This window comes from Polyangium mundeleinium (genome assembly GCF_028369105.1).
Classification (GTDB): Bacteria; Myxococcota_A; Polyangia; order Polyangiales; family Polyangiaceae; genus Polyangium; species Polyangium mundeleinium.
On record NZ_JAQNDO010000001.1, the window covers coordinates 1,247,304 to 1,265,870 of the forward strand.

At 68.2% G+C, this 18,567-nt stretch carries 17 protein-coding genes; 10 read left to right on the top strand and 7 right to left on the bottom strand.

From position 1 onward, the window contains the following. The first annotated feature begins 8 nt into the window (after positions 1-8). Both POL67_RS05205 and POL67_RS05210 read left to right on the top strand, forming a co-directional pair. The gene (locus POL67_RS05205; protein ID WP_271915934.1) at positions 9-377 is read left to right on the top strand and encodes a hypothetical protein; all 369 of its coding nucleotides are present in this window, start codon (positions 9-11) and stop codon (positions 375-377) included. A 38-nt stretch (positions 378-415) separates the two neighbouring features. Further along, on the top strand, positions 416-967 hold the full coding sequence (locus tag POL67_RS05210) for an antibiotic biosynthesis monooxygenase family protein (protein WP_271915935.1): 552 nt from the start codon (positions 416-418) through the stop codon (positions 965-967). A gap of 65 nt (positions 968-1,032) precedes the next feature. On the opposite strand, the gene POL67_RS05215 is transcribed toward POL67_RS05210, so the two are convergent. Next, positions 1,033-2,064 carry an aldo/keto reductase gene (locus POL67_RS05215; RefSeq protein ID WP_271915936.1) on the bottom strand — a complete coding sequence of 344 codons (1,032 nt, stop codon included), beginning with the start codon at positions 2,062-2,064 and terminating at the stop codon, positions 1,033-1,035. A gap of 191 nt (positions 2,065-2,255) precedes the next feature. After that, complete coding sequence (locus tag POL67_RS05220; RefSeq protein ID WP_271915937.1) at positions 2,256-3,233, bottom strand: LysR family transcriptional regulator; 978 nt, start codon at positions 3,231-3,233, stop codon at positions 2,256-2,258. 156 nt (positions 3,234-3,389) lie between these two features. Here POL67_RS05220 and POL67_RS05225 point away from each other — a divergent pair, with 156 nt between their 5' ends. Further along, positions 3,390-4,280 (top strand): NAD-dependent epimerase/dehydratase family protein, encoded by an 891-nt coding sequence (locus POL67_RS05225; RefSeq protein ID WP_271915938.1) that lies wholly within the window; start codon positions 3,390-3,392, stop codon positions 4,278-4,280. A 12-nt stretch (positions 4,281-4,292) separates the two neighbouring features. Here POL67_RS05225 and POL67_RS05230 read toward each other — a convergent pair whose 3' ends face one another. Beyond that, positions 4,293-4,961, bottom strand: coding sequence for a DUF1826 domain-containing protein (locus tag POL67_RS05230; protein WP_271915939.1), 669 nt, complete (start codon positions 4,959-4,961; stop codon positions 4,293-4,295). Next, on the bottom strand, positions 4,958-5,440 hold the full coding sequence (locus tag POL67_RS05235) for a hypothetical protein (protein ID WP_271915940.1): 483 nt from the start codon (positions 5,438-5,440) through the stop codon (positions 4,958-4,960). The genes POL67_RS05230 and POL67_RS05235 overlap by 4 nt, the downstream gene beginning before the upstream one ends. 51 nt (positions 5,441-5,491) lie before the next feature. Between POL67_RS05235 and POL67_RS05240 the strand changes: the two genes are divergently transcribed. From POL67_RS05240 to POL67_RS05250, 3 genes are all read left to right on the top strand, one after another. After that, positions 5,492-5,941: a hypothetical protein gene (locus POL67_RS05240; protein WP_271915941.1), complete on the top strand. Its 450-nt coding sequence runs from the start codon at positions 5,492-5,494 to the stop codon at positions 5,939-5,941. Between the two features lie 153 nt (positions 5,942-6,094). Then, positions 6,095-7,078 (top strand): aldo/keto reductase, encoded by a 984-nt coding sequence (locus tag POL67_RS05245; RefSeq protein WP_271915942.1) that lies wholly within the window; start codon positions 6,095-6,097, stop codon positions 7,076-7,078. 85 nt (positions 7,079-7,163) lie between these two features. Then, positions 7,164-8,072 carry a LysR family transcriptional regulator gene (locus POL67_RS05250; RefSeq protein ID WP_271915943.1) on the top strand — a complete coding sequence of 303 codons (909 nt, stop codon included), beginning with the start codon at positions 7,164-7,166 and terminating at the stop codon, positions 8,070-8,072. A 79-nt stretch (positions 8,073-8,151) separates the two neighbouring features. Here the strand turns inward: POL67_RS05250 and POL67_RS05255 are convergent, their stop codons facing one another. Continuing rightward, positions 8,152-8,652: a helix-turn-helix domain-containing protein gene (locus POL67_RS05255; protein ID WP_276075421.1), complete on the bottom strand. Its 501-nt coding sequence runs from the start codon at positions 8,650-8,652 to the stop codon at positions 8,152-8,154. 11 nt (positions 8,653-8,663) lie between these two features. Here POL67_RS05255 and POL67_RS05260 point away from each other — a divergent pair, with 11 nt between their 5' ends. Beyond that, complete coding sequence (locus tag POL67_RS05260; RefSeq protein WP_271915944.1) at positions 8,664-9,518, top strand: class I SAM-dependent methyltransferase; 855 nt, start codon at positions 8,664-8,666, stop codon at positions 9,516-9,518. A 27-nt stretch (positions 9,519-9,545) separates the two neighbouring features. Here POL67_RS05260 and POL67_RS05265 read toward each other — a convergent pair whose 3' ends face one another. Then, positions 9,546-10,181 (bottom strand): TetR/AcrR family transcriptional regulator, encoded by a 636-nt coding sequence (locus POL67_RS05265; protein ID WP_271915945.1) that lies wholly within the window; start codon positions 10,179-10,181, stop codon positions 9,546-9,548. 141 nt (positions 10,182-10,322) lie between these two features. Between POL67_RS05265 and POL67_RS05270 the strand changes: the two genes are divergently transcribed. The 3 genes from POL67_RS05270 to POL67_RS05280 are packed head-to-tail and all read left to right on the top strand — an operon-like array spanning position 10,323 to position 13,196. Next, positions 10,323-11,567 carry an NAD(P)/FAD-dependent oxidoreductase gene (locus POL67_RS05270; RefSeq protein WP_271915947.1) on the top strand — a complete coding sequence of 415 codons (1,245 nt, stop codon included), beginning with the start codon at positions 10,323-10,325 and terminating at the stop codon, positions 11,565-11,567. A gap of 34 nt (positions 11,568-11,601) precedes the next feature. Then, on the top strand, positions 11,602-11,931 hold the full coding sequence (locus tag POL67_RS05275) for a 2Fe-2S iron-sulfur cluster-binding protein (protein WP_271915948.1): 330 nt from the start codon (positions 11,602-11,604) through the stop codon (positions 11,929-11,931). A gap of 23 nt (positions 11,932-11,954) precedes the next feature. Beyond that, positions 11,955-13,196, top strand: coding sequence for a cytochrome P450 (locus tag POL67_RS05280; RefSeq protein WP_271915949.1), 1,242 nt, complete (start codon positions 11,955-11,957; stop codon positions 13,194-13,196). Positions 13,197-13,207: 11 nt separating this feature from the next. On the opposite strand, the gene POL67_RS05285 is transcribed toward POL67_RS05280, so the two are convergent. Next, the gene (locus tag POL67_RS05285) at positions 13,208-17,851 is read right to left on the bottom strand and encodes an nSTAND1 domain-containing NTPase (RefSeq protein ID WP_271915950.1); all 4,644 of its coding nucleotides are present in this window, start codon (positions 17,849-17,851) and stop codon (positions 13,208-13,210) included. Between the last annotated feature and the right edge of the window lie 716 nt (positions 17,852-18,567).

Consider the following 18,567-nt stretch of genomic DNA (forward strand, 5'->3'; position numbering starts at 1 on the left):
TTCCGTGCATGCGACGAACGGTCCTTGCCGCGCTGATGATGCTGACCGCGGGGCTCGCGGCGGCCCCCACGATCTTTTCGGAGCGGCGTGTCGAAAACCCCCTGGTGCAATATGCGCTCGGGCCATCGGCGAGGTTCGACTTCACAGGTCACGTCGAGGAGCGCCTGTCCGCCGGATCCTACCTTTATCTCCGCGTGCGGGATTCGGCGGGCGCGCGTCATTGGATCGCCACGCTGACGTCCACCGCCTCTGCGGCGGAGGACGTCGAGGTTCGGATCTTCGCGCGTGCCGAGGACTTCCATTCGAAGCGCCTGGGCCGCGACTTCTCGCCGCTCCTCTTCGGCACCGTTCGGTCCGGAGCGCCCGCCACGCGCTGACTTCCCTGCGATTGCTTTCCCTTCAAAGGAGCCACACCATGAAACAAAACCTCGTAGCAGCAGCTCTCCTTTCCTTTTCCCTGCTTGCGTGCAGCGGCTCGGACGCCGAGCCACCCACGCAGACGCCCCCCGATACGAGCGACGACGGTTGTTTGCGAGACAAACTGGAGCAAGACTTCGGGTCCTCTCCCCTTCAGGGCGCGGGGGTCGACGCCGAGGGAAACCTTGCGCCGGGGAGCTACATCGTGAGCAGCACCTGGATCCATCGGAAGGGCACACCGGCGTCCGAAGCGAAGTTCGAGGAGCTCGTGGGCCCCATTGGCGAGGCGCTCCAGAGCCAGCCGGGGCTCGTGGCGTTCCGTCTCGGCAGCTCCGCGCATTGCCACGTGGGGCGCACGCTCACCGTTTGGAAGGACGAAGAGGCGATGTTCCAGTTCGTCGGCAGCCCCGCGCACGTCGAGGCCATGGCGCATATCGGGGAGGTGAGCCGCGGCGATAGCGTGGCCACGAACTGGCAGGATGACGAGCGCGGCGCCACCTGGGAGAAGGCGCTCACCCAGCTCGCTGCGGAGACGGGTCCTACCTATTAGCAGGTCGTTGGGCTTGCAGGGAAGGCCCTCGTCGGCGGCGTCCCAGCCGTCGAGGGCGCGTCTCGTCACACCGGCGGCGGATTCCGTTCCTTGAACCCGCGCTGGTGCCAGTATGGATACGGCGGCGTCACCACGCTCGCCGCATCCAGCGCGGCGACGTGCTCCGGTGCCAGCGTCCACCCCACGGCGTCGAGGTTCTGCCTTAGATGTTCCTCGTTGCGCGCGCCGATGATGAGGGTCGAGACCGTCGGCCGCTGCAGGAGCCAGTTCAGCGCCACCTGCGCCACCGTCTTGCCCGTCTCGGCGGCGACCACGTCGAGCGCGTCGACGACGCGATAGAGATACTCGTCCTCGACGGGCGGCCCGTGATCGACAACGACCTTGCTTTGCAGCCGGCTCGTCGCCGGCAGCGGCTGGCCGCGCCGGATCTTCCCGGTGAGTCGGCCCCATCCGAGCGGGCTCCACACCACGGCGCCGACACGCTGGTCGAGCGCGAGCGGCATCAGCTCCCATTCGTAATCGCGCCCGATCAGCGAATAATACGTCTGGTGCGCCACGTACCGCGCCCATCCGTGGCGATCGGATACGGCCAGCGATTTCATCAGGTGCCAGCCGGAGAAGTTCGAGCAGCCGACGTAGCGGATCTTCCCCGCCTTCACCAGCGTGTCGAGCGTGCTCAGCACCTCCTCGATCGGCGTCACCGCATCGAAGCCGTGGAGCTGGTACAGGTCGATGTAGTCCGTGCGAAGACGCGCGAGGCTTGCGTCCACCGCGCGCAGCAGGTGGCTTCGCGACGACCCGACGTCGTTCGGGCCCGTGCCGGCGCGGAACGTGCCCTTCGTCGAGATGAGCGCGCGGTCGCGCCGCCCCTGGAGGGCGCGCCCGAGGATCTCCTCCGCCGCCCCGCCCGAATAAATGTCGGCCGAATCGAACATCGTCAATCCAGCGTCGAGGCAGACGTCGACGAGGCGAGTCGCCTCGGCCACGTCGCTCGAACCCCACGCCTTGAAGAACTCGCCCGACCCTCCGAAGGTGCCGGTGCCGAAGCTCAACACCGGGACCTTGAGCCCCGATCCACCCAATTGCCTGTACTCCATCAGATCCTCCTGTGCTCCTTCCTTGCGCTGGAGCGTTGCTTGGGGTGGGGGCGGTGTCAATGGTCCTCGGACATCCACGGACACCGATCACGTCGGGGCGCACGCAGCATGCGGCCCAAGGAGCACCGTGTCGTCGATTCTGGCCTGGTAAAACAGCCTCACGATATGGAGAGGCGCTGGGTGGTATTGGATCACCTGCACGCCGGATCGACGCGCTTCTTCGTCGCTCGGGGTTGACTGCTTCGTCGAACGACGTCATCTCGCCCTTTCCCCGCCATGAACGCTTGCAGCCGGGGAACGGTATAGTCGAGAAAGACGCGCACCCGCGGGGGCACGCGCTGGCCCCCGAGATGAAGCGCGTGCACATCTTCCGCGTCGCTGTGCTCCTCGGACGTCAGCACTTCCACGAGGCGGCCGGCTGCAATATCGGGATCGATGTGGAAATCGGCCAATCGCGCCAGCCCCACGCCCGCGATCGCCATCGTGCGAACCGTCTCGCCATTGTTCGCGAGCAGGCTCCCCTGCACCATCCGGTCGACGAGGCGACCTCCCTGCCGATGTGGCCACACCGGCGCTGCCCGCCGGAAATTGAAGCCGAGGCAGTTGTGGTGGTCGAGATCCTCGACGGTCCGCGGCGTCCCGTGCCGCTTCAGGTAGGCCGGAGATCCCACGATTCGGCGCCGCGCCGTGCCGATCTTGCGAGCGACGAGGTTCGAATCGGTGAGCGCCCCGATGCGAAACGCGACGTCGGTGCGATCGAGGTAAAGATCGACGATTTCATCCGAAAGCGACAGATCGACGACGATGTCGGGGTACGCCTGCCAAAACGCCGGCAGCAACGGCACGAGCCCGCGCGCGCCGAAGGCCACCGAGGCGCTGACACGCACCGTCCCGCTCGCGTGCGCGCCTCCTCGCGCGAGCTCGCGCTCGAGATCTTCGAGCTCCGCGAGCAGCGCGCGACTCCGCTCGAAGTAGAGCTGTCCTTCGTCGGTCAGCGACAGACGCCTCGTCGAACGCTCGACGAGACGCACGCCCATCCGCGCTTCGATCCGGCTGACCAGCTTGCTCACCGTCGACGGCGTCATCCTGAGCTGGCGCGCGGCTTCCGAGAAGCTCCGCGCTTCCACCACCCGCACGAAGACCTGCATCTCGCCCGCGCGATTGTCCATCTTGTTTCTGCCCCGGGTGGGTCTACGCGACGCTGCGGCGCGCGTCGAGTCTGTCCTCGTCGGTTCGGTGAACCAACTTCACAGATCCCGTGCACGCGGCTGGGATTCTCGAAAGGCCTCCGAGGCTCCATCCTCCTGCATGGAAAGGAACGTCGCATGAAGATCTTCGTGACTGGCGCGAGTGGTTACATCGGCGGCTCGATCGCCGCGCAGCTCGCCTCCCGAGGCCACGCCGTGCGCGGCCTCGTTCGCTCGACGGCCAAGGGCGATGGCGTCCGCGCGAAGGGCATCACGCCCGTGTTTGGCACGCTCGACGATGCCGCGTTGCTGAGCGCCGAGGCGAAGGCCGCCGACGCCGTCATCAACGCGGCCGACAGTGATCACGCCGGCGCCGCCTTGGCCCTGCTCGCCGGGCTCGCGGGATCGGGCAAACCCTTCCTCCACACGAGCGGCAGCAGCATCGTCGGGGACGAGGCGATGGGCGCGCCCTCCGACGCGATCTACACGGAGGACACCCCGGTCAAACCCGAGCCCGACAAGGTCCACCGCGTCGCGTTGAACCAGCGCATCATCGACGCGGCGCCTGCCGTGCGGACCATCGTCCTCTGCAACAGCCTGATCTATGGCGACACGCTGGGCCCCCCCGCGCAGAGCGTGCAGATTCCGCCTCTGGTCGCGCAGGCGAAGGAGAGCGGGATTCCTCGTTATATCGGGCGAGGCCTCAACGTCTGGTCCAACGTCCACATCGCCGACGTGGTCGATCTTTATCTGCTCGCGCTCGACAAGGCGCCGGCAGGCAGTTTCTACTATGTCGAGAACGGCGAGGCCTCGTTTGGCGATCTCGTCCGCGCGATCGGCAAGGCGCTCGGGCTTGGCGAGGCGCAGTCCTGGCCGGCCGAGGCAGCGGTCGCGAAATGGGGCCGTGAGCTTGCCGTCTTCGCGCTCGGCTCCAACAGCCGCGTCCGCGCCGACAAGGCCCGTTCCGAGCTTGGTTGGAGCCCTCGACATCGCTCGGTCGTCGACTGGGTCACGCAGCACGTCCGATGACGCCGACCACCATCATCTCTTGTCGTACGTCGTCGCGATGAGCACGACACGCGCGAGACCAAGCTCCTGAATGGGCGGCGACCGGTGCACCGCCGCCCGTTCCGTGCCTGGATATCGCTCTCCTTTGAGGAGCACCACGTCTCCGGCGCTCGCCCGGCGAATCTTGTCAGGATCCCGCACGATCCGACGATTGGCCTCCGCGGGCGCGAGCGGGGCCGGCGCGAGCTCCTCCCGACGAACCACGTCCTCCGGCAACCACTCCGTCCCGGGCCCGAGGTACGTGGTCACGAGGCGGAGGCGCACGTAGTCCACGTGGAACTTGCGGCATTGATCGTGGCGTATCGCTCCGAAAAACACCTGGACACGTCGGACGCGGGTGAGCTCCGCGAAGCGCCGGAGCAGACGCCCGATATCCGAGCGCAGCGGGCTCGTGTCATCCTCGGGGTCGAAGGGCCGGCCCGCCTTGATCTCCGCCGCGTCGAAGATCCCCTCGAAAGCGTCCTTCTTGCCGGCCCACGTCGCAATTTCGGGCCCGAGGGCCGGCGGGACCGGACGCGCCCAGATCGCGACGTTCACGGAAGCTTCGTGGATCGACGCGAGGACGTCGGGATCACCGCCGAGGCGAAACGAGCTGTCCTGCCGTGAAGAGGGGACCGCGGGGAGGGCCACGAGGCTCGTCATGATCGTTCCTCCTGCGCTCCGCTTTCTTTGCGCACGGGCAGGATCGGCGCCCATACGAGCTTCGCGAGCAGCTCGTCGCTCACGAGCACCCCGCGGTCCGAGAACGCCAGCACGTTGCGCGGTTCGCCTTCGTGGTCCTCGGCGACGAAGAGGATGCCGCGCCCTTCGCCGTTGTATCCGACCTGCACGATGGCGTTCTTCAGCCAGCGCCCGCCGCCGTCGAGCGTGAGGTCGTGGGGGAGCGTGTAGAAGCCCTCCGAAGGGAGCGGCTTCAGCGTCTCGCCCCAGGCCGCGGAGCGAAGGACGTACGTGGGTTTGCCCCAGAACCAGCGATTCCGGCGGTTCTGGCCGGGGCGCACCACGAAGGCGACGCCGTCCTCGACGCCGACGTACACGAGCACGCCGGCAGGGATCACCTCCTCCTGGCCTGGGTAGGGTTTCGTGGTCCGGTAGAGGCCGGGCTCTGGCAGCTTGATCATGGCGAGCGCTTCTATATTGCAAACGCATCATAGTTGCAACTATAGTTCGACATGGACTGCAACACGGACCGGGAGCATGACGACCTCTGTAGGCGAGCGGCGCACCACCTCCACGAGGCCGGCTTTTCGCCGATCGACGGGGCACCTTCGGGTGGGCTCGCCGTGCGGCGCGTCGCCGTGGACTCGACGCTCGCCCTCGGGTACGACCCGGCCGCGGGCCTCGTGCGCCTCTCGGTCTCCTTCGCCCGCGGCCCCGCGAAGCGCGGGATTTTTCAGGGCGGGCGGGGCGAGCTGCGGATCTTCGCGGGGCCGTCGTCGCTGCTCGGGCTGCTCTGCTGGATCACCTCGTCGCACGACGAACTCTCGGCGTTCGAGGCCGACGCCTGGCTCGAGCAGATCCTGTCGCTCTGCCCCGCGACGTACGCCGTGCTCTCCTCCCGGAGCGGCGAGGAGATCCTCGCGCTCGTGATGCCGCAGGAGGCCAGTGCGATGTTGCAGTAGCAGGTGCCGTCCTCTCCTCCCGAGTCACGGGCCGTTCGCCATCGTGAAGGTTTCCTAAACGGCCCATGCGGTTCATGCCGGTTTCACGAGCCTGCGCGCGGATCTACGTTCTCCTCGCAACGACGGGCGCCAGCGCCGCACAGGAGGAGAGCAATGCACAAGCGCAAACTCGGAAACAGTGGCCTCGAAGTCTCGGACATCGGCTTCGGCTGCATGGGATTGAGCTTTGGGTACGGCCCCGCCTTGGACAAACAGGAGGCGATCGGCCTGATCCGGGCGGCATTCGAGAAGGGCGTGACGTTCTTCGACACCGCCGAAGCCTACGGCCCCTTCACGAACGAGGCGCTGGTGGGCGAAGCCTTGGCGCCGATGCGCGACCAGGTCGTGATTGCGACCAAGTTTGGCTTCAAGGACGGGGATCCTGGAGCGGGCATGGACAGCCGGCCCGAGCGCATCCGGGCCGTCGCCGAGGCATCCCTCGCGCGCCTCGGGACCGATCGCATCGATCTCTTCTATCAGCACCGTGTCGATCCCAACGTGCCGATCGAGGACGTGGCCGGCACGGTCAAGGAGCTCATCCGCGAAGGCAAGGTCAGGCACTTCGGCCTCTCCGAGGCTTCCGCGCAGTCGATCCGACGCGCCCACGCGGTACAGCCGGTCGCGGCGCTCCAGAGCGAGTATTCGTTGTGGTGGCGTGAGCCCGAGGCGGACGTGCTCCCGGCGTGCGAGGCGCTGGGCATTGGGTTCGTGCCCTTCAGCCCGCTCGGCAAAGGCTTCTTGACCGGCAAGATCGACGAGAATACGTCCTTCGCCAAGGACGATTTCCGCAACATCGTCCCGCGCTTCACGCCGGAAGCCCGCAAAGCGAACCAGGTGCTCGTCGATCGGCTCGGGCGGATCGCCGCAGCCAAGAAAGCGACCCCCGCTCAGATCGCACTCGCGTGGCTCTTGTCCCGAAAAACGTGGATCGTGCCGATCCCGGGCACCACGAAGCTGCATCGCCTCGAGGAAAACCTGGGCGCCGCGTCCGTGGAGCTGACTGCGGAGGATCTGCGCCAGATCGAAGAGGCTCTCGCCCACCTCCAGGTGCAAGGCGAGCGCTATCCCGCGCACTTGGCTGCGCGCGTCGGCAAATGAGCGACCGAACGCGCAACACGAACCGGGCCTCCGCGCTGTTCGTGAAGTGGCATGGGGCCGCGGGAGCGTGTAGGAAATCGTTCCGATGGCCTTTGCTCCGCTCAACGCCCTCAACGCCTTCGTCGCGGTCGCGCGCCGCCTGAGCTACGCGGCCGCAGCCAAGGATCTCGGCGTCTCGACGTCCGCGCTGAGCCAATCGGTTCGTCAGCTCGAAGAGCGGCTCGGGGTCACGTTGCTCACGCGAACCTCGCGCAGCGTCGTGCTGACCGATGCGGGTGAGCGCCTGCTCGACAACGCCGGTCCCGCCATCGACCAGGCGCTCGAATCCATGAAGACGGTCAAGGCGAGGCGCGGCGAAGTGACCGGGCGCGTTCGGCTCACCGTTCCGACTGCCGCCGTGACGCTCGTGCTCGCGCGTCTGCTCCCGCGGTTCGTGGAGCGGCACCCGAAGGTGGAGGTCGAGGTGCGCGTCGACGACCGTCTCGTGGACACCGTGGCCGAAGGGTTCGACGCGGGCATTCGCCTCATCGAATCCATCGATCGCGACATGGTGCACGTCCGGCTCTCGGCCCCGGCCCGCCTGGTCGTGGTGGGCGCCCCGTCCTACCTCGAGCGCCGCGGGATTCCGCAAAAGCCGGCGGATTTGCTCCAGCACGATTGCATCTGCATGCGCTGGGCAACGGCGGGCGAGCCGTGGGCGTGGGAGCTCGAACGGGGAAAAAAGACCTGGCGCGTCCCGGTGCGTGGCCCCGTGACGACGAACAATTTCCAGCTCATGCGGCTCCTCGCTGTCGCTGGGGTTGGTCTCTCCTACGTGCTCGAACCCACGATCGCCGACGAGCTTTCACGTGGGCAGCTTCGTGTGGTCCTCGAGCCCTACGCACCCGAGGTCCCGGGCTTGTTCCTGTACTTCCCGAGTCGCGCGCAGGTATCCCCCGCGCTCAAGGCGTTCGTCGATGTGGCGCACGAGATCAGGAAGGCGAAGGCCGGCTGAGGAGCCCTCGTATGGCGTATTCAGCGGCGACGCGCCGGCTCAATGGCGCACCGCATCCCGCGTCATGGGCAGAATCGTGCTAACCCCGCGGCGGCTGCGGAGCCTTCTTCCTTCGCACTCCCGTCGCTCCCGATGCGGTGGCCCGCAAAATGCGGCGGAAGGTCGGGCATTCCATGTGGCTCGGCGCGCGGCAGGCAGCGGCGTGCCGCAGGCCGTCGCGAATCGCGCTCAGGTCGCGGATCGTCTTGTCGAGCTCCTCCGCCTTGGCCGTGAGCATTTGCCGATCGATACGCGGCTGCCCGTCCGGCGCGAACATGAGCGCGATCTCGTCGAGCGAAAAGCCGGCGGTGCGCCCCAGCGCGATGAGCGCCAGCCGCTCCAGCACGCCGGGATCGAACAGACGGCGCAGGCCCCGCCTGCCCATCGAGGCGATCAGCCCCTTTTCCTCATAGAACCGCAGCGTCGAGGCAGGAACGCCAGACCGCCGCGCCACTTCAGCGATGTCCAGGTCTCTCATCCTCTTGACCTCAAGTCGACTTGAACTGGCACAGTGCAGCTTCCGCTTCTTGATGGCAAGCAAAGGAGACGACCATGGCTGTTGCGCAACACACCGAGGACGAACAAACAAAGCTTTGGAACGGCCCTGCCGGACGCGCCTGGGTCGACCAGCAGGCGTTGCTCGATCAGATGTTCAAGCCGTTCGAAGACCTGCTCGTCGAAGCGGTCGCCGCCGGACCCGGAGGCCAGGTGCTCGACATCGGCTGCGGCACGGGCAGCACGACGCTCGCCGTCGCGCGGCTGCTCGGAGCGAAGGGCCGCTGCATTGGCATCGACATTTCAGAACCGATGATCGCCGCCGCCCGAGCCCGCGCGGAACGGGACAACACGCCGGCAAGCTTCCTTCGCGAAAGCGCGCAGCTCCACGCGTTCGAGCCTGCGAGCTTCGACATGCTCATTTCGCGCTTCGGCGTCATGTTCTTCGACGACCCTGTCCGGGCATTTACGAACCTGCGGCGCGCCGCGAGGGACGGCGCCGCGTGTCGGTTTATCGCCTGGCGGAGTGCTGCGGAAAACCCGTTCATGACGACGGCCGAGCGCGCCGCGGCGCCGCTCCTGCCGAACCTCCCCGCCCGCCGGCCGGACGCGCCCGTGGGGCAGTTCGCCTTCGCGGACCGGCACCGGGTCGCCTCCCTCCTGGAGGCGAGCGGCTGGGCCGAGATCGACATCCAGCCGATCGACGTCGCCTGCACCCTGCCCGAGAGCGAGCTCGTCCGTTACCTGACCCGGCTCGGTCCTGTCGGCCTGATCCTGCAACAGGCGGACGATCGGACGCGCGTGCAGGTCATCGAGACAGTGCGCGCCGCCTTCGAGCCCTATGTGCACGGAGCGGACGTCCGCTTCTCCGCGGCCTGCTGGACGATCGGCGCGCGTACGCCGCGTCCCTGAGGCGGTGGACGATCGGGCGCGCCCGTCTCACCGGGGCAGGCGCGCCGCACCTGCGCGGGCGCCCGCGAGCACGGTGTCGATGGCCGCGGCGGCGTAGTCCTCGCTGACGTCCTCGCCGCGCTGGATGAGGCGCCCGTAGATCCCCCCGAAGATCAGGTCGAGGATGAGCTCCATGTTCACGTCCGCGGGCAACTCGCCGCGCGTGATGCCGCGCTCGAGCATGGCCGTGTTGCGCAGCCGGCGTCGATCGCGCAGGGCCCTCGAAATGGCCTCCACCTCCGGATCCGCGCGCTCCATCTGCAGCATCCGCACGATGCCGCGGCCCGTGGGCGTCTGGCACATCCGCACGGAGGTCATCACCACGGCCAGCAGATCTCCGCGCAGCGTGCCCGTATCCAGCGTCTCCTGCTCCTCGTTGGCCGCGCGCAGGGACGCCGCGACGAGCTCCGCCTTCGTCGGCCAGCGCCGGTAGATCGTCGTCTTGTTCACCCCCGAGCGTGCCGCGACATCCTCGATGCGCAGCGCGCCGTAGCCCACGCGCCCGAGCTCCTCGTGCGTCGCGGCGAGCACGGCCGACACCACGCGCTCGGCGCGTCCACGGATGCGCGTGCCTTCGGTGCGGCGGGTTCGAGGACCGGGCGGGGGGCTGCTCTCGTGCTGCATGGCCTGAGTCTACCTAACGGATCTTCCGTAGTTTTCGCGCAGATTTGCCACAAAGGCAACTCGTTGTTGCCAAATACCTCGGTGCTGGGTACTATGGCAACTACGAGTTGCCTTGAGACGCACGAGAGGTACGTCGCGGACATGGATGAGCGCATCGTGATCGTGGGAGCCGGCCAGGCCGGTGGCGAGCTAGCGGCCGGGTTACGCAAGCAGGGCTACGCGGGGCGGGTCGTCCTGCTGGGAGACGAGCCGCATCCGCCCTACCAGCGCCCTCCGCTCTCGAAAGGGTTCCTGCTTGGAAAGGCGGCGCTGACCGACCTCTACCTCAAGCCCCTGGCGACCTACGAGCGCTTCGACATCGAGCTCCGGCTCGGCACGCGCGTCGAAGCCATCGACCGCTCCACGTGCGAGCTCGCCCTGCAGGACGGGAGCCGGCTCTCCTACGACAAACTCGTCCTGGCCACGGGAGGCCGCGCGCGTCGTTTGCGCCTTCCCGGGCTGGAGAGCGCAACGCTCGACAACCTGTTCTCGGTGCGATCGATCGCCGATATCGAGGCGATGCGCGCGAAGTTCGTCGCGGGCAACCGGTTGGTCCTCATCGGTGGCGGTTACGTGGGGCTCGAGGTCGCGGCCGTGGCCGTGCAGCTCGGGCTGCGGGTGACGCTGCTGGAGGCGGCGCCTCGCCTGCTCGCCCGCGTGACGGGGCCGGAGGTGTCCTCCTTCGTCGAGCAGCTTCACCGCGAGCGGGGCGTGGAGTTCCGGCTCGCCTGCGAGGTGCAGGGCCTGGAGCTCGACGAGGCGCGGCGCCAGGTGCGCGGCGTCCGCGTCGTTCGTGATGGCGTACCCGAGCAGATCGATGCGGACCTCGTGCTCGTGGGAATCGGCCTCGTCCCGAATACGGAGCTTGCCTCCGGGGCGGGCCTCGCCGTCGACGACGGCATTGTCGTCGACGAATACGCCTGCACGGCCGACCCGGCCATCCTCGCCATCGGGGACTGCGCGAACCAGCCGAGCGCCATCACGGGCGGACGCATCCGGCTCGAATCCGTGCCCAATGCCATCGAGCATGCGCGCGTCGCCGCCGCCACCCTGATGGGCAAGCGGGAGCCTTATGCCGCCATTCCCTGGTTCTGGTCGGACCAGTACGGCTTGAAGCTGCAGATGGTGGGGCTCTCCGCCGGCTACGACCAATGCGTCACGCGAGGCTCTGCCGGCGGCAAGGAATTCTCGGCCTTCTATCTCAAGGACAAACGGCTCCTCGCCGCGGATGTCGTTGGCCGTCCCGCGGAGTTCATGGCCGCGAAGCGGCTCGTCGCGAGCCGGGCGGAGGTGGACGTCACCCGCATGGGCGACGCGGCCGTCCCGCTCGCGAGCCTCGTCGCTTGAGGACAATCGAATCCCACAAGAAATCCAGGAGGACATGATGCCGAAGATCAAGTTTATCGAGGCGGATGGGAAGGAGCACGTGGTCGACGCGCAGGAGGGCCAGTCCGTCATGCAGGCGGCCATGGACAACCTCGTGCCCGGCATCGTCGCCGAGTGCGGAGGTTTCGCCAGTTGCGCGACCTGCCACGGGTATGTCGACGAGGCCTGGCTGACGAAGGTCCCCCCGCCCGATGCGGCGGAAGAGGGAATGATCGCGTGCGCCTATCACGTCCGGCCGAACAGCCGCCTGACCTGTCAGCTCACGGTGACGCCCGCGCTGGATGGACTCGTGGTCCGTCTTCCCCTTTCGCAGACGAGTGAATGAGCAATCCCGAGAGAGGTTCGAACATGCAAGCATTCAGCGGACAGAAATTGGACAAGATTCCGGCGCACGTCCCGCCGGAGCTGGTGTACGACTACGACAGCAGCCGAGATCCGCGGATGCTCGAGGATCCGCACGGCCGGATGCGCTCCCTCATCCTCGAGGCGCCGCCCATCTTCTTCTCCCCGCACAATGGGGGCCATTGGTTCGTGACCCGGAAGCAGGCGATCGTGGACATCACGATGAACCCGGAGCTCTACAGCAACAGCCTCTTCCATGCCTCGGAGCCGCACGCGGGGGAAGGGGACCACGCGGCCCCGCAGCCGGGCTTCCTGATGCTGCCCATTTCGACGGATCCGCCGCAGCACACGGCGTACCGAGCCCCCCTCAACCAGCCGCTGGCGGCCAAATCCGTCGCCGGACTCGAGACGGCGATCCGGACGATGACGAACGAGCTCATCGACAATGTGCTCGACGCGGGACGCTGCAACTTCCTTTCGGACATCGCCGAGCCGCTGCCCGTCACGCTCTTCATGAAGCTCGCCGGCATGCCGACGAACCGCCTGACCGAGTTCCGTGAGCTCGCCACGCAGGCCACCTCCGCCACGGTGGATCACGCGACCCGCGCGCAGATTTTCAAACAGATTGCGGGGATCCTGGCGGAGTCCATCAAGCTCCGGCAGGAGAAGCGCGAGGACGACCTGATCAGCCGGCTGCTCGACGCGAACATCCATGGCCGCAACCCCACGTTCCAGGAGATGCTGGGCTACAGCATCACCCTGTTCCTCGGGGGGCTGGACACCGTGGTGAATGCCCTGAGCTTTGGCGTCCGTCACCTGGCGCGTGATCAGGAATTGCAGGCGAAGCTCCGGGCCGACCCCGGCCTCCTGCCCGGCGCCGTCGAGGAACTGCTGCGTCTTTATGGCGTCGCGTGCCCGCCCCGGCGCGTGACGCGCGACGTCGTTTGTCATGGCGTCCAGCTCAAGGAAGGCGACGCCTTGTTGTTGCTCCTTCCCGCGGCGAACTACGACGACGCCGCATTCCCGAACCCCGAGCAGTTCATCCTGGGCCGGACGGAGCAGCACATGACGTTCAACGCGGGCCCCCACCGGTGCGTCGGTCTGAATCTGGCCCGCCTGGAGATGAAGGTGTTCTACCAGGAGTGGTTGAAGCGCGTCCCGCCGTTCCGGCTCGACCCCCAGGCGCCGCCGCGATTCACGGGTGGCTTCAACCTGGCCGTCACGAGCCTGCCGCTGGTCTGGGCGTAGGGCTGCCTGTGTTATCGTGAGGCGCCGCCAGCGGCCGCTTCGACGCGACGCTGGCAGGTCTGCTGCTCGGCGCGGGCCATCTCTTCGGTCAAGCCGAGGTGCTTGGCCGTCCAATCGACGGGCACGCAGTAGGGCGTCGCGGCCCATAGCTGCGGGTCCTCGGGGCTGACGAGCGGCATCAGATCGTTCCACACCTGCAAGGTCTGGTCGTCGGATGCGGTGACGAGGCGCTTGCCGTCGGGGCTCCACGCCACCGAGGAGACCCAGCCCTCGTGCCCGCGAAGGACCACCGGCTCGCCCACCCCATCGCCATTCCAGATCCGCACGGTCTTGTCCACGGAGGCGGTGGCAATACGCTTGCCGTCCGGGCTCCACGCCGCCGAACGGACCCAGCCTTCGTGCCCATTCAACACCAGCGGCTCGCCCGTCCCCTCGACGTCCCACACGCGCGCCGTCCTGTCGGAGGACGTGGTGACGATGCGTTTTCCATCGCGGCTCCATGCCGCGAATTCGACCCAATGATCGTGTCCGCGAAGGATCCGTGGCTCGCCCGCTTCATGGGCATTCCATATCCGCACGGTCCGATCCGAGGACGTCGTGACGATGTGCGCGCCGTCGTGGCTCCACGCCACCCAGCGGACCTCGCCCTCGTGCCCGCGGAGGACCCGCGGCTCGCCGCTTCCATCGGCGTTCCAGATGCGCGCCGTCCGGTCCTCGGAGGCGGTGACGAGGCGCTTGCCATCAGGGCTCCACGCCGCCGCATTGAGCGCGCTCTCGTGCCCGCGAAGCACCACCGGCTCGCCTGTCCCCTCGGCATTCCATATGCGCGCCGTCCGGTCCTCGGAGGCGGTGACGATGCGGCTGCCGTCCGGGCTCCACGCCGCCGAGGAGACCCAGTTCTCGTGCCCGCGCAAGATCAGAGGTTCGCCCGACCCGTCGGCCTTCCACACCCGCGCGGTGCCGTCCTCCGATGCCGTGAGAATGCGCTCGCCGCCGGGGCTATACGCCACGGAAGAGACCGCGCCCTCGTGCCCGCGGAAGACCCGCCGCTCCCCCATCCTCCGGGCGTCCCAGATTCGCACGGTCCTGTCGGAGGACGCGGTGACGATGCGCCGGCCATCGGGGCTCCATTCCGCCGAACGGGCCCAGCCCTCGTGACCGCGCAGGATCCAGGGCTCGCCCACGCCATCGGCGCTGTAGACCCGCGCCCGTTTGTCGTCGGACGTGGTGATGATGCGCTTGCCGTCGGCGCTCCATTTCGCCGAACGGACCCAGCCCTCGTGTCCGCGCAAGATCAGAGGTTCGCCCGACCCGTCTGCATTCCACACCCGCGCGGTCTTGTCCTCCGACGCGGTGGCGATGCGCTTGCCATCGGGGCTCCACGACGCTGAACGCACCTTGTTCTCGTGCCCGCGCAAGATCAGAGGCGTGCCCGTCCCGTCGGCCTTCCACACCCGCGCCGTCCTGTCCTGGGAGGCGCTGACGATGTGCTTGCCATCGGGGCTGAAATCCGCCCACAGGACGGCATTGTCGTGGCCGCGCAGGACGAGGGGTGCGCCGCTTCCATCGGCATTCCATACCCGCACGGTCCTGTCGAACGACGCGGTGACGATGCGCTTTCCATCGGCGCTCACGGCCACGGAGCTCACCGCATCCTCGTGCCCGCGCAGGACGAGGGGCTCGCCGGTCCCGTCGGCCTTCCACACCCGCGCCGTCCTGTCGTCGGAGGCGGAGGCGACGCGCTTGCCGTCGGGGCTCCAGGCGACCGCATTGACCGCGCTGTCGTGGCCGCGCAGGAGGAGGGGCTCACCGGTTCCATCGGCGCTCCACACGCGCGCGAGTTTGTCCCGCGACGCGGAGGCGATGCGCTTGCCGTCGGGGCTCCACGCCGCGGAAAAGACACTGTCGTTGTGGTGGAGCACCACGAGCGTGAGCCCGCTGTGCAAGGCCGTCAGCGCCAGATCGGACCACTCGTGCGGCACGCCGGGAGGCTCGACCTCGCGCAGAAGCGCAAGCGCGGTCGTCGGATCGGTCTCCAGGAGCTCGCGCGCCAAGGCCATGCGGGTGGTATTGCGCGTCTGCCGGGCCTCGCCCTGGGCGAGCGCCGACGCTTCATCCGCGCGCGCGGATTCTCGGTTCGCTCGACTCGCGAGCAGCGACACGAGGAGGGCAATGGCGCCGAGGGTGACGACGGTGCCCGCGGCGATCCGCCTGCGCATGCGCCGCGCATGCACGGAGAGCGCGACGACGGCCTGGAGATAACGCTCCTCGCGTCCGCCGAACCCGACCGCCGAAGCCTCGCGCCCCTGCGCGCGCCGGCGTTCGAGCCACACGCGCGCCTCCTCCGCCGCGCGATCCCGCCAGAGCAAACCCTCGGCGTTCCCGCTCGCCTCCCATTGCTCGGCCGCGGCGCGCAGCCGGGCCAGAAACTGCGCGTCGAGCTCGCTCTCGTCGAGCCATTGCTTGAGCTTCGCCCACCGCTCGACCAGCGACTCGTGGATGATCTCCACCGTCGTGCCCTCGCGCCCGCCGGAGGTCTCGATGAGCAGGAGCCGCGCGTCGGCGAGGTGATGGACCACCTGCTCCACCGCGCGGCCGTCCTCGGCGAGCGCATAGAGCTCCTCCAAATTCACCACCGCGCGCGTGCGCTCGGGCGTGACGAGCCGCAGAAAGACTGCCCGGCAGAGCCGCTGATCGAGCGACGAGAGCCCGGAAAGGACCGCGTCCGCGTGCGTGGACAGCGCCCCCGCGACCCCGCCGAGCTGCTCGTAGCTATCCCGGGTGAGCAGGCGGCGCTCCCGATCCCGCGCCTCCCATAATTTCGCGGCCGTGAATTGCAGGAGGGGCAGCGGGCTCTGCGTGCGTTCGAGCGCGCCGAGCATGCCCTCGATCATCTCCTCGCTCTCGAAGCCATACCCCGTGGCCTCGATCGGCCGCGTCAAGGCCTCGCGCAGCCCCTCGTGCCCCACGGGCGGCAGGAACGAGAGCCCGCGAATCACCTCGGTCATCAGCTTTCGATCTTCGGTCATGCGATCGAGGAAATCGGAGCGGATGGAGAGAATGACGCGCAGCGGGGACGAGGCGTCGTCGGCCGCGCCCTCGATGCAGGCGGCGAACGCCGCGCGCTCGGCGGGGTCGGTCCCCAGGGTATAAAGCTCCTCGAATTGATCGACGAAGAGCAGAATGCGATGCAGGCTCCCCTGCCGGCGGCAGCGCGAGCGCAGGCGCGCCCCGAGGAGCCCCGGCTGCGTGCGCAGGCTGGCCACGAGATCCTCGGGATCACTCGGCTCGCTCGCGCCCGCCCGGCTGCTCTCCGGCGCGGCCGCCGCGATTTGAAGGAGCACCTCGGCGAGCGCGGCGAGAGGACGGCGCCCCGGGCGCAGGAGGAAGGTCTCCCAGCGTTCGCCCGAGCGCTTCAGGGCCGGAATCACGCCCGCGCGCACGAAGGACGATTTGCCCGCGCCCGAGGGCCCGGCCACGGCCACGAGCGGCTGGTGGCGGAGCTGCCCGAGGACGCTGGCGACGTCGCGATCGCGGCCGAAGAAGCGCGCAGCGTCCGCCTCCTGGAAGGCGGAGAGGCCGGCGAAGGGGCTCTCGTCCTCGCTCGGCGTGAGTGACTTTCGACCGGGCAAGACGGCTTCGAGCGCGGCGAGCAGCTCCTCGGCCGAGCCGAAGCGCTCGTCTTTGTGCTTCCGCAAGCAGCGGTCGATGACGGCGCCGAGCGGGCCCACGTCCGCGCGTTTGTCGCTCACGCTGGGCATGGGCTGGTCGAGGATCTCGACCTGCGAGAGCTGGAACAGATTGGCCGGGGCGAGCGGGTGTGCCCCGGTGCAAAGCTCGAAGAGAATGATGCCGACGGCCCAGATGTCGCTGCGCGCGTCGATGTCCTCGGCGCGCCATTGCTCGGGCGACATGTACGGGAGCGTGCCGAGGAGGGCGCCGTCCTCGGTCAGGCCGGCGCCCTTGACGAGCGGCGGCCGGGAGGCGGTGATGGCGGAGAGCTCCTCGGCCTCGAACCGCTTGGCGATGCCGAAATCGAGCACCTTCACATGCCCGCCGCCGGTCAGGAAGATGTTGTCGGGCTTGAGATCGCGGTGCACGATCCCGAGCTGATGGGCGCAGCCGAGGGCGCGCACCACGGGCAGGACGAGCTCGACCGCGAGGCTCGGCGACACGCGCCCGCTTCGGGTGTCCGCGGGGGAGCGGGGCTCGAACGCGCCGGGCACCTCGCGTTGCGCCAGAAAGGCGCTCAGGGTGCGGCCTTCGAGGTGCTCGAGCACCATGTACGGGTATCCGTCGTGCTCGTCCACCTCGTGGATGACCACGATATTCTCGTGCTTGCAGCGGGCGGTGGCCCGCGCCTCGGCGAGAAAACGCTCGGCGCCCTGGCCGCTGTGTTCGAGCAGGACCTTGATGGCGACGAGGCGGCCGAGCTTGGTGTCGCGGGCGAGGAACACGACCCCCATGCCGCCCTCGCCCAGCTTGCGGATGAGCTCGTAGTGCTTGATGCTGGAGCCGGCCCGCAAAGACCCGGCCTCCGCCTCGGATCCCGGTCCCGCGAGGGATTCCGCGCTGGCCGTCCGTGCCAAAGGGAGATCGGGGTCCGGGCTTTGGGGATGCGCCTCGGGGGGGCCGTTGTTTTCGTTCTGCACCATCGCCGTTCGTGCCTCCCGCCCCTTGACCTCGCTTCGCGGGGGCGATGCTAGCATCGAGCGCGCGTGTTTTCTCGGATCCTCCTCGGTGACCGCGGGTACGCTCGGCGTGGTGCCTTCGGTGGGTAGCGAGCAGGCGGCCGCATCGTTGAGACTGTCTCCGGGAGGGGTGAGACGGTCACCAGAGACAGATGCGCGTGTCTTCCGGGAGGGTGAGACCCTCCTGCAAGAGGGGTGGGCGTGTCCTTGAGGGGGAGGAGACCCCCCTCCGGAAGGGGCGCGGGTGTCTCAGGGAGGAAGGACAGGACCTCCGGGGAAGGACGATACCCTCCTGCAAGAGGGTCGAGCGTGTCCTCGTGGTGAAGGAGAACCCTGTCCCGGAAGGGACGAGGGGTTCTCCGACGGGGGTCGGGAGGGTCTCGGAGAGGATGGTTCCCCTTCAAGGGGAGGGACGAGAGCGTCCTCCGAGAGGGGCGAGGGCCTCTTGAAGAGGGATGACGCTGTTCTCGAAAAGGGACGAGAGCGTTTTTCGGGGGGATGGGACTGTCGTTGGGGAGGATCGAGAGGGTCCTCCAAGAGGGGCGAGCGTGTCCCTCCGGGGATGCGCTGCTGGCCCCGAGAGCTCGCATGGCCCGTGTGACTCAAATGGGCGTATGGACCGAGCCAAACCCGCGTTCCCTACGGAGGACGGGCGGCCTGGGTCATGGCTTGCCGTCGTT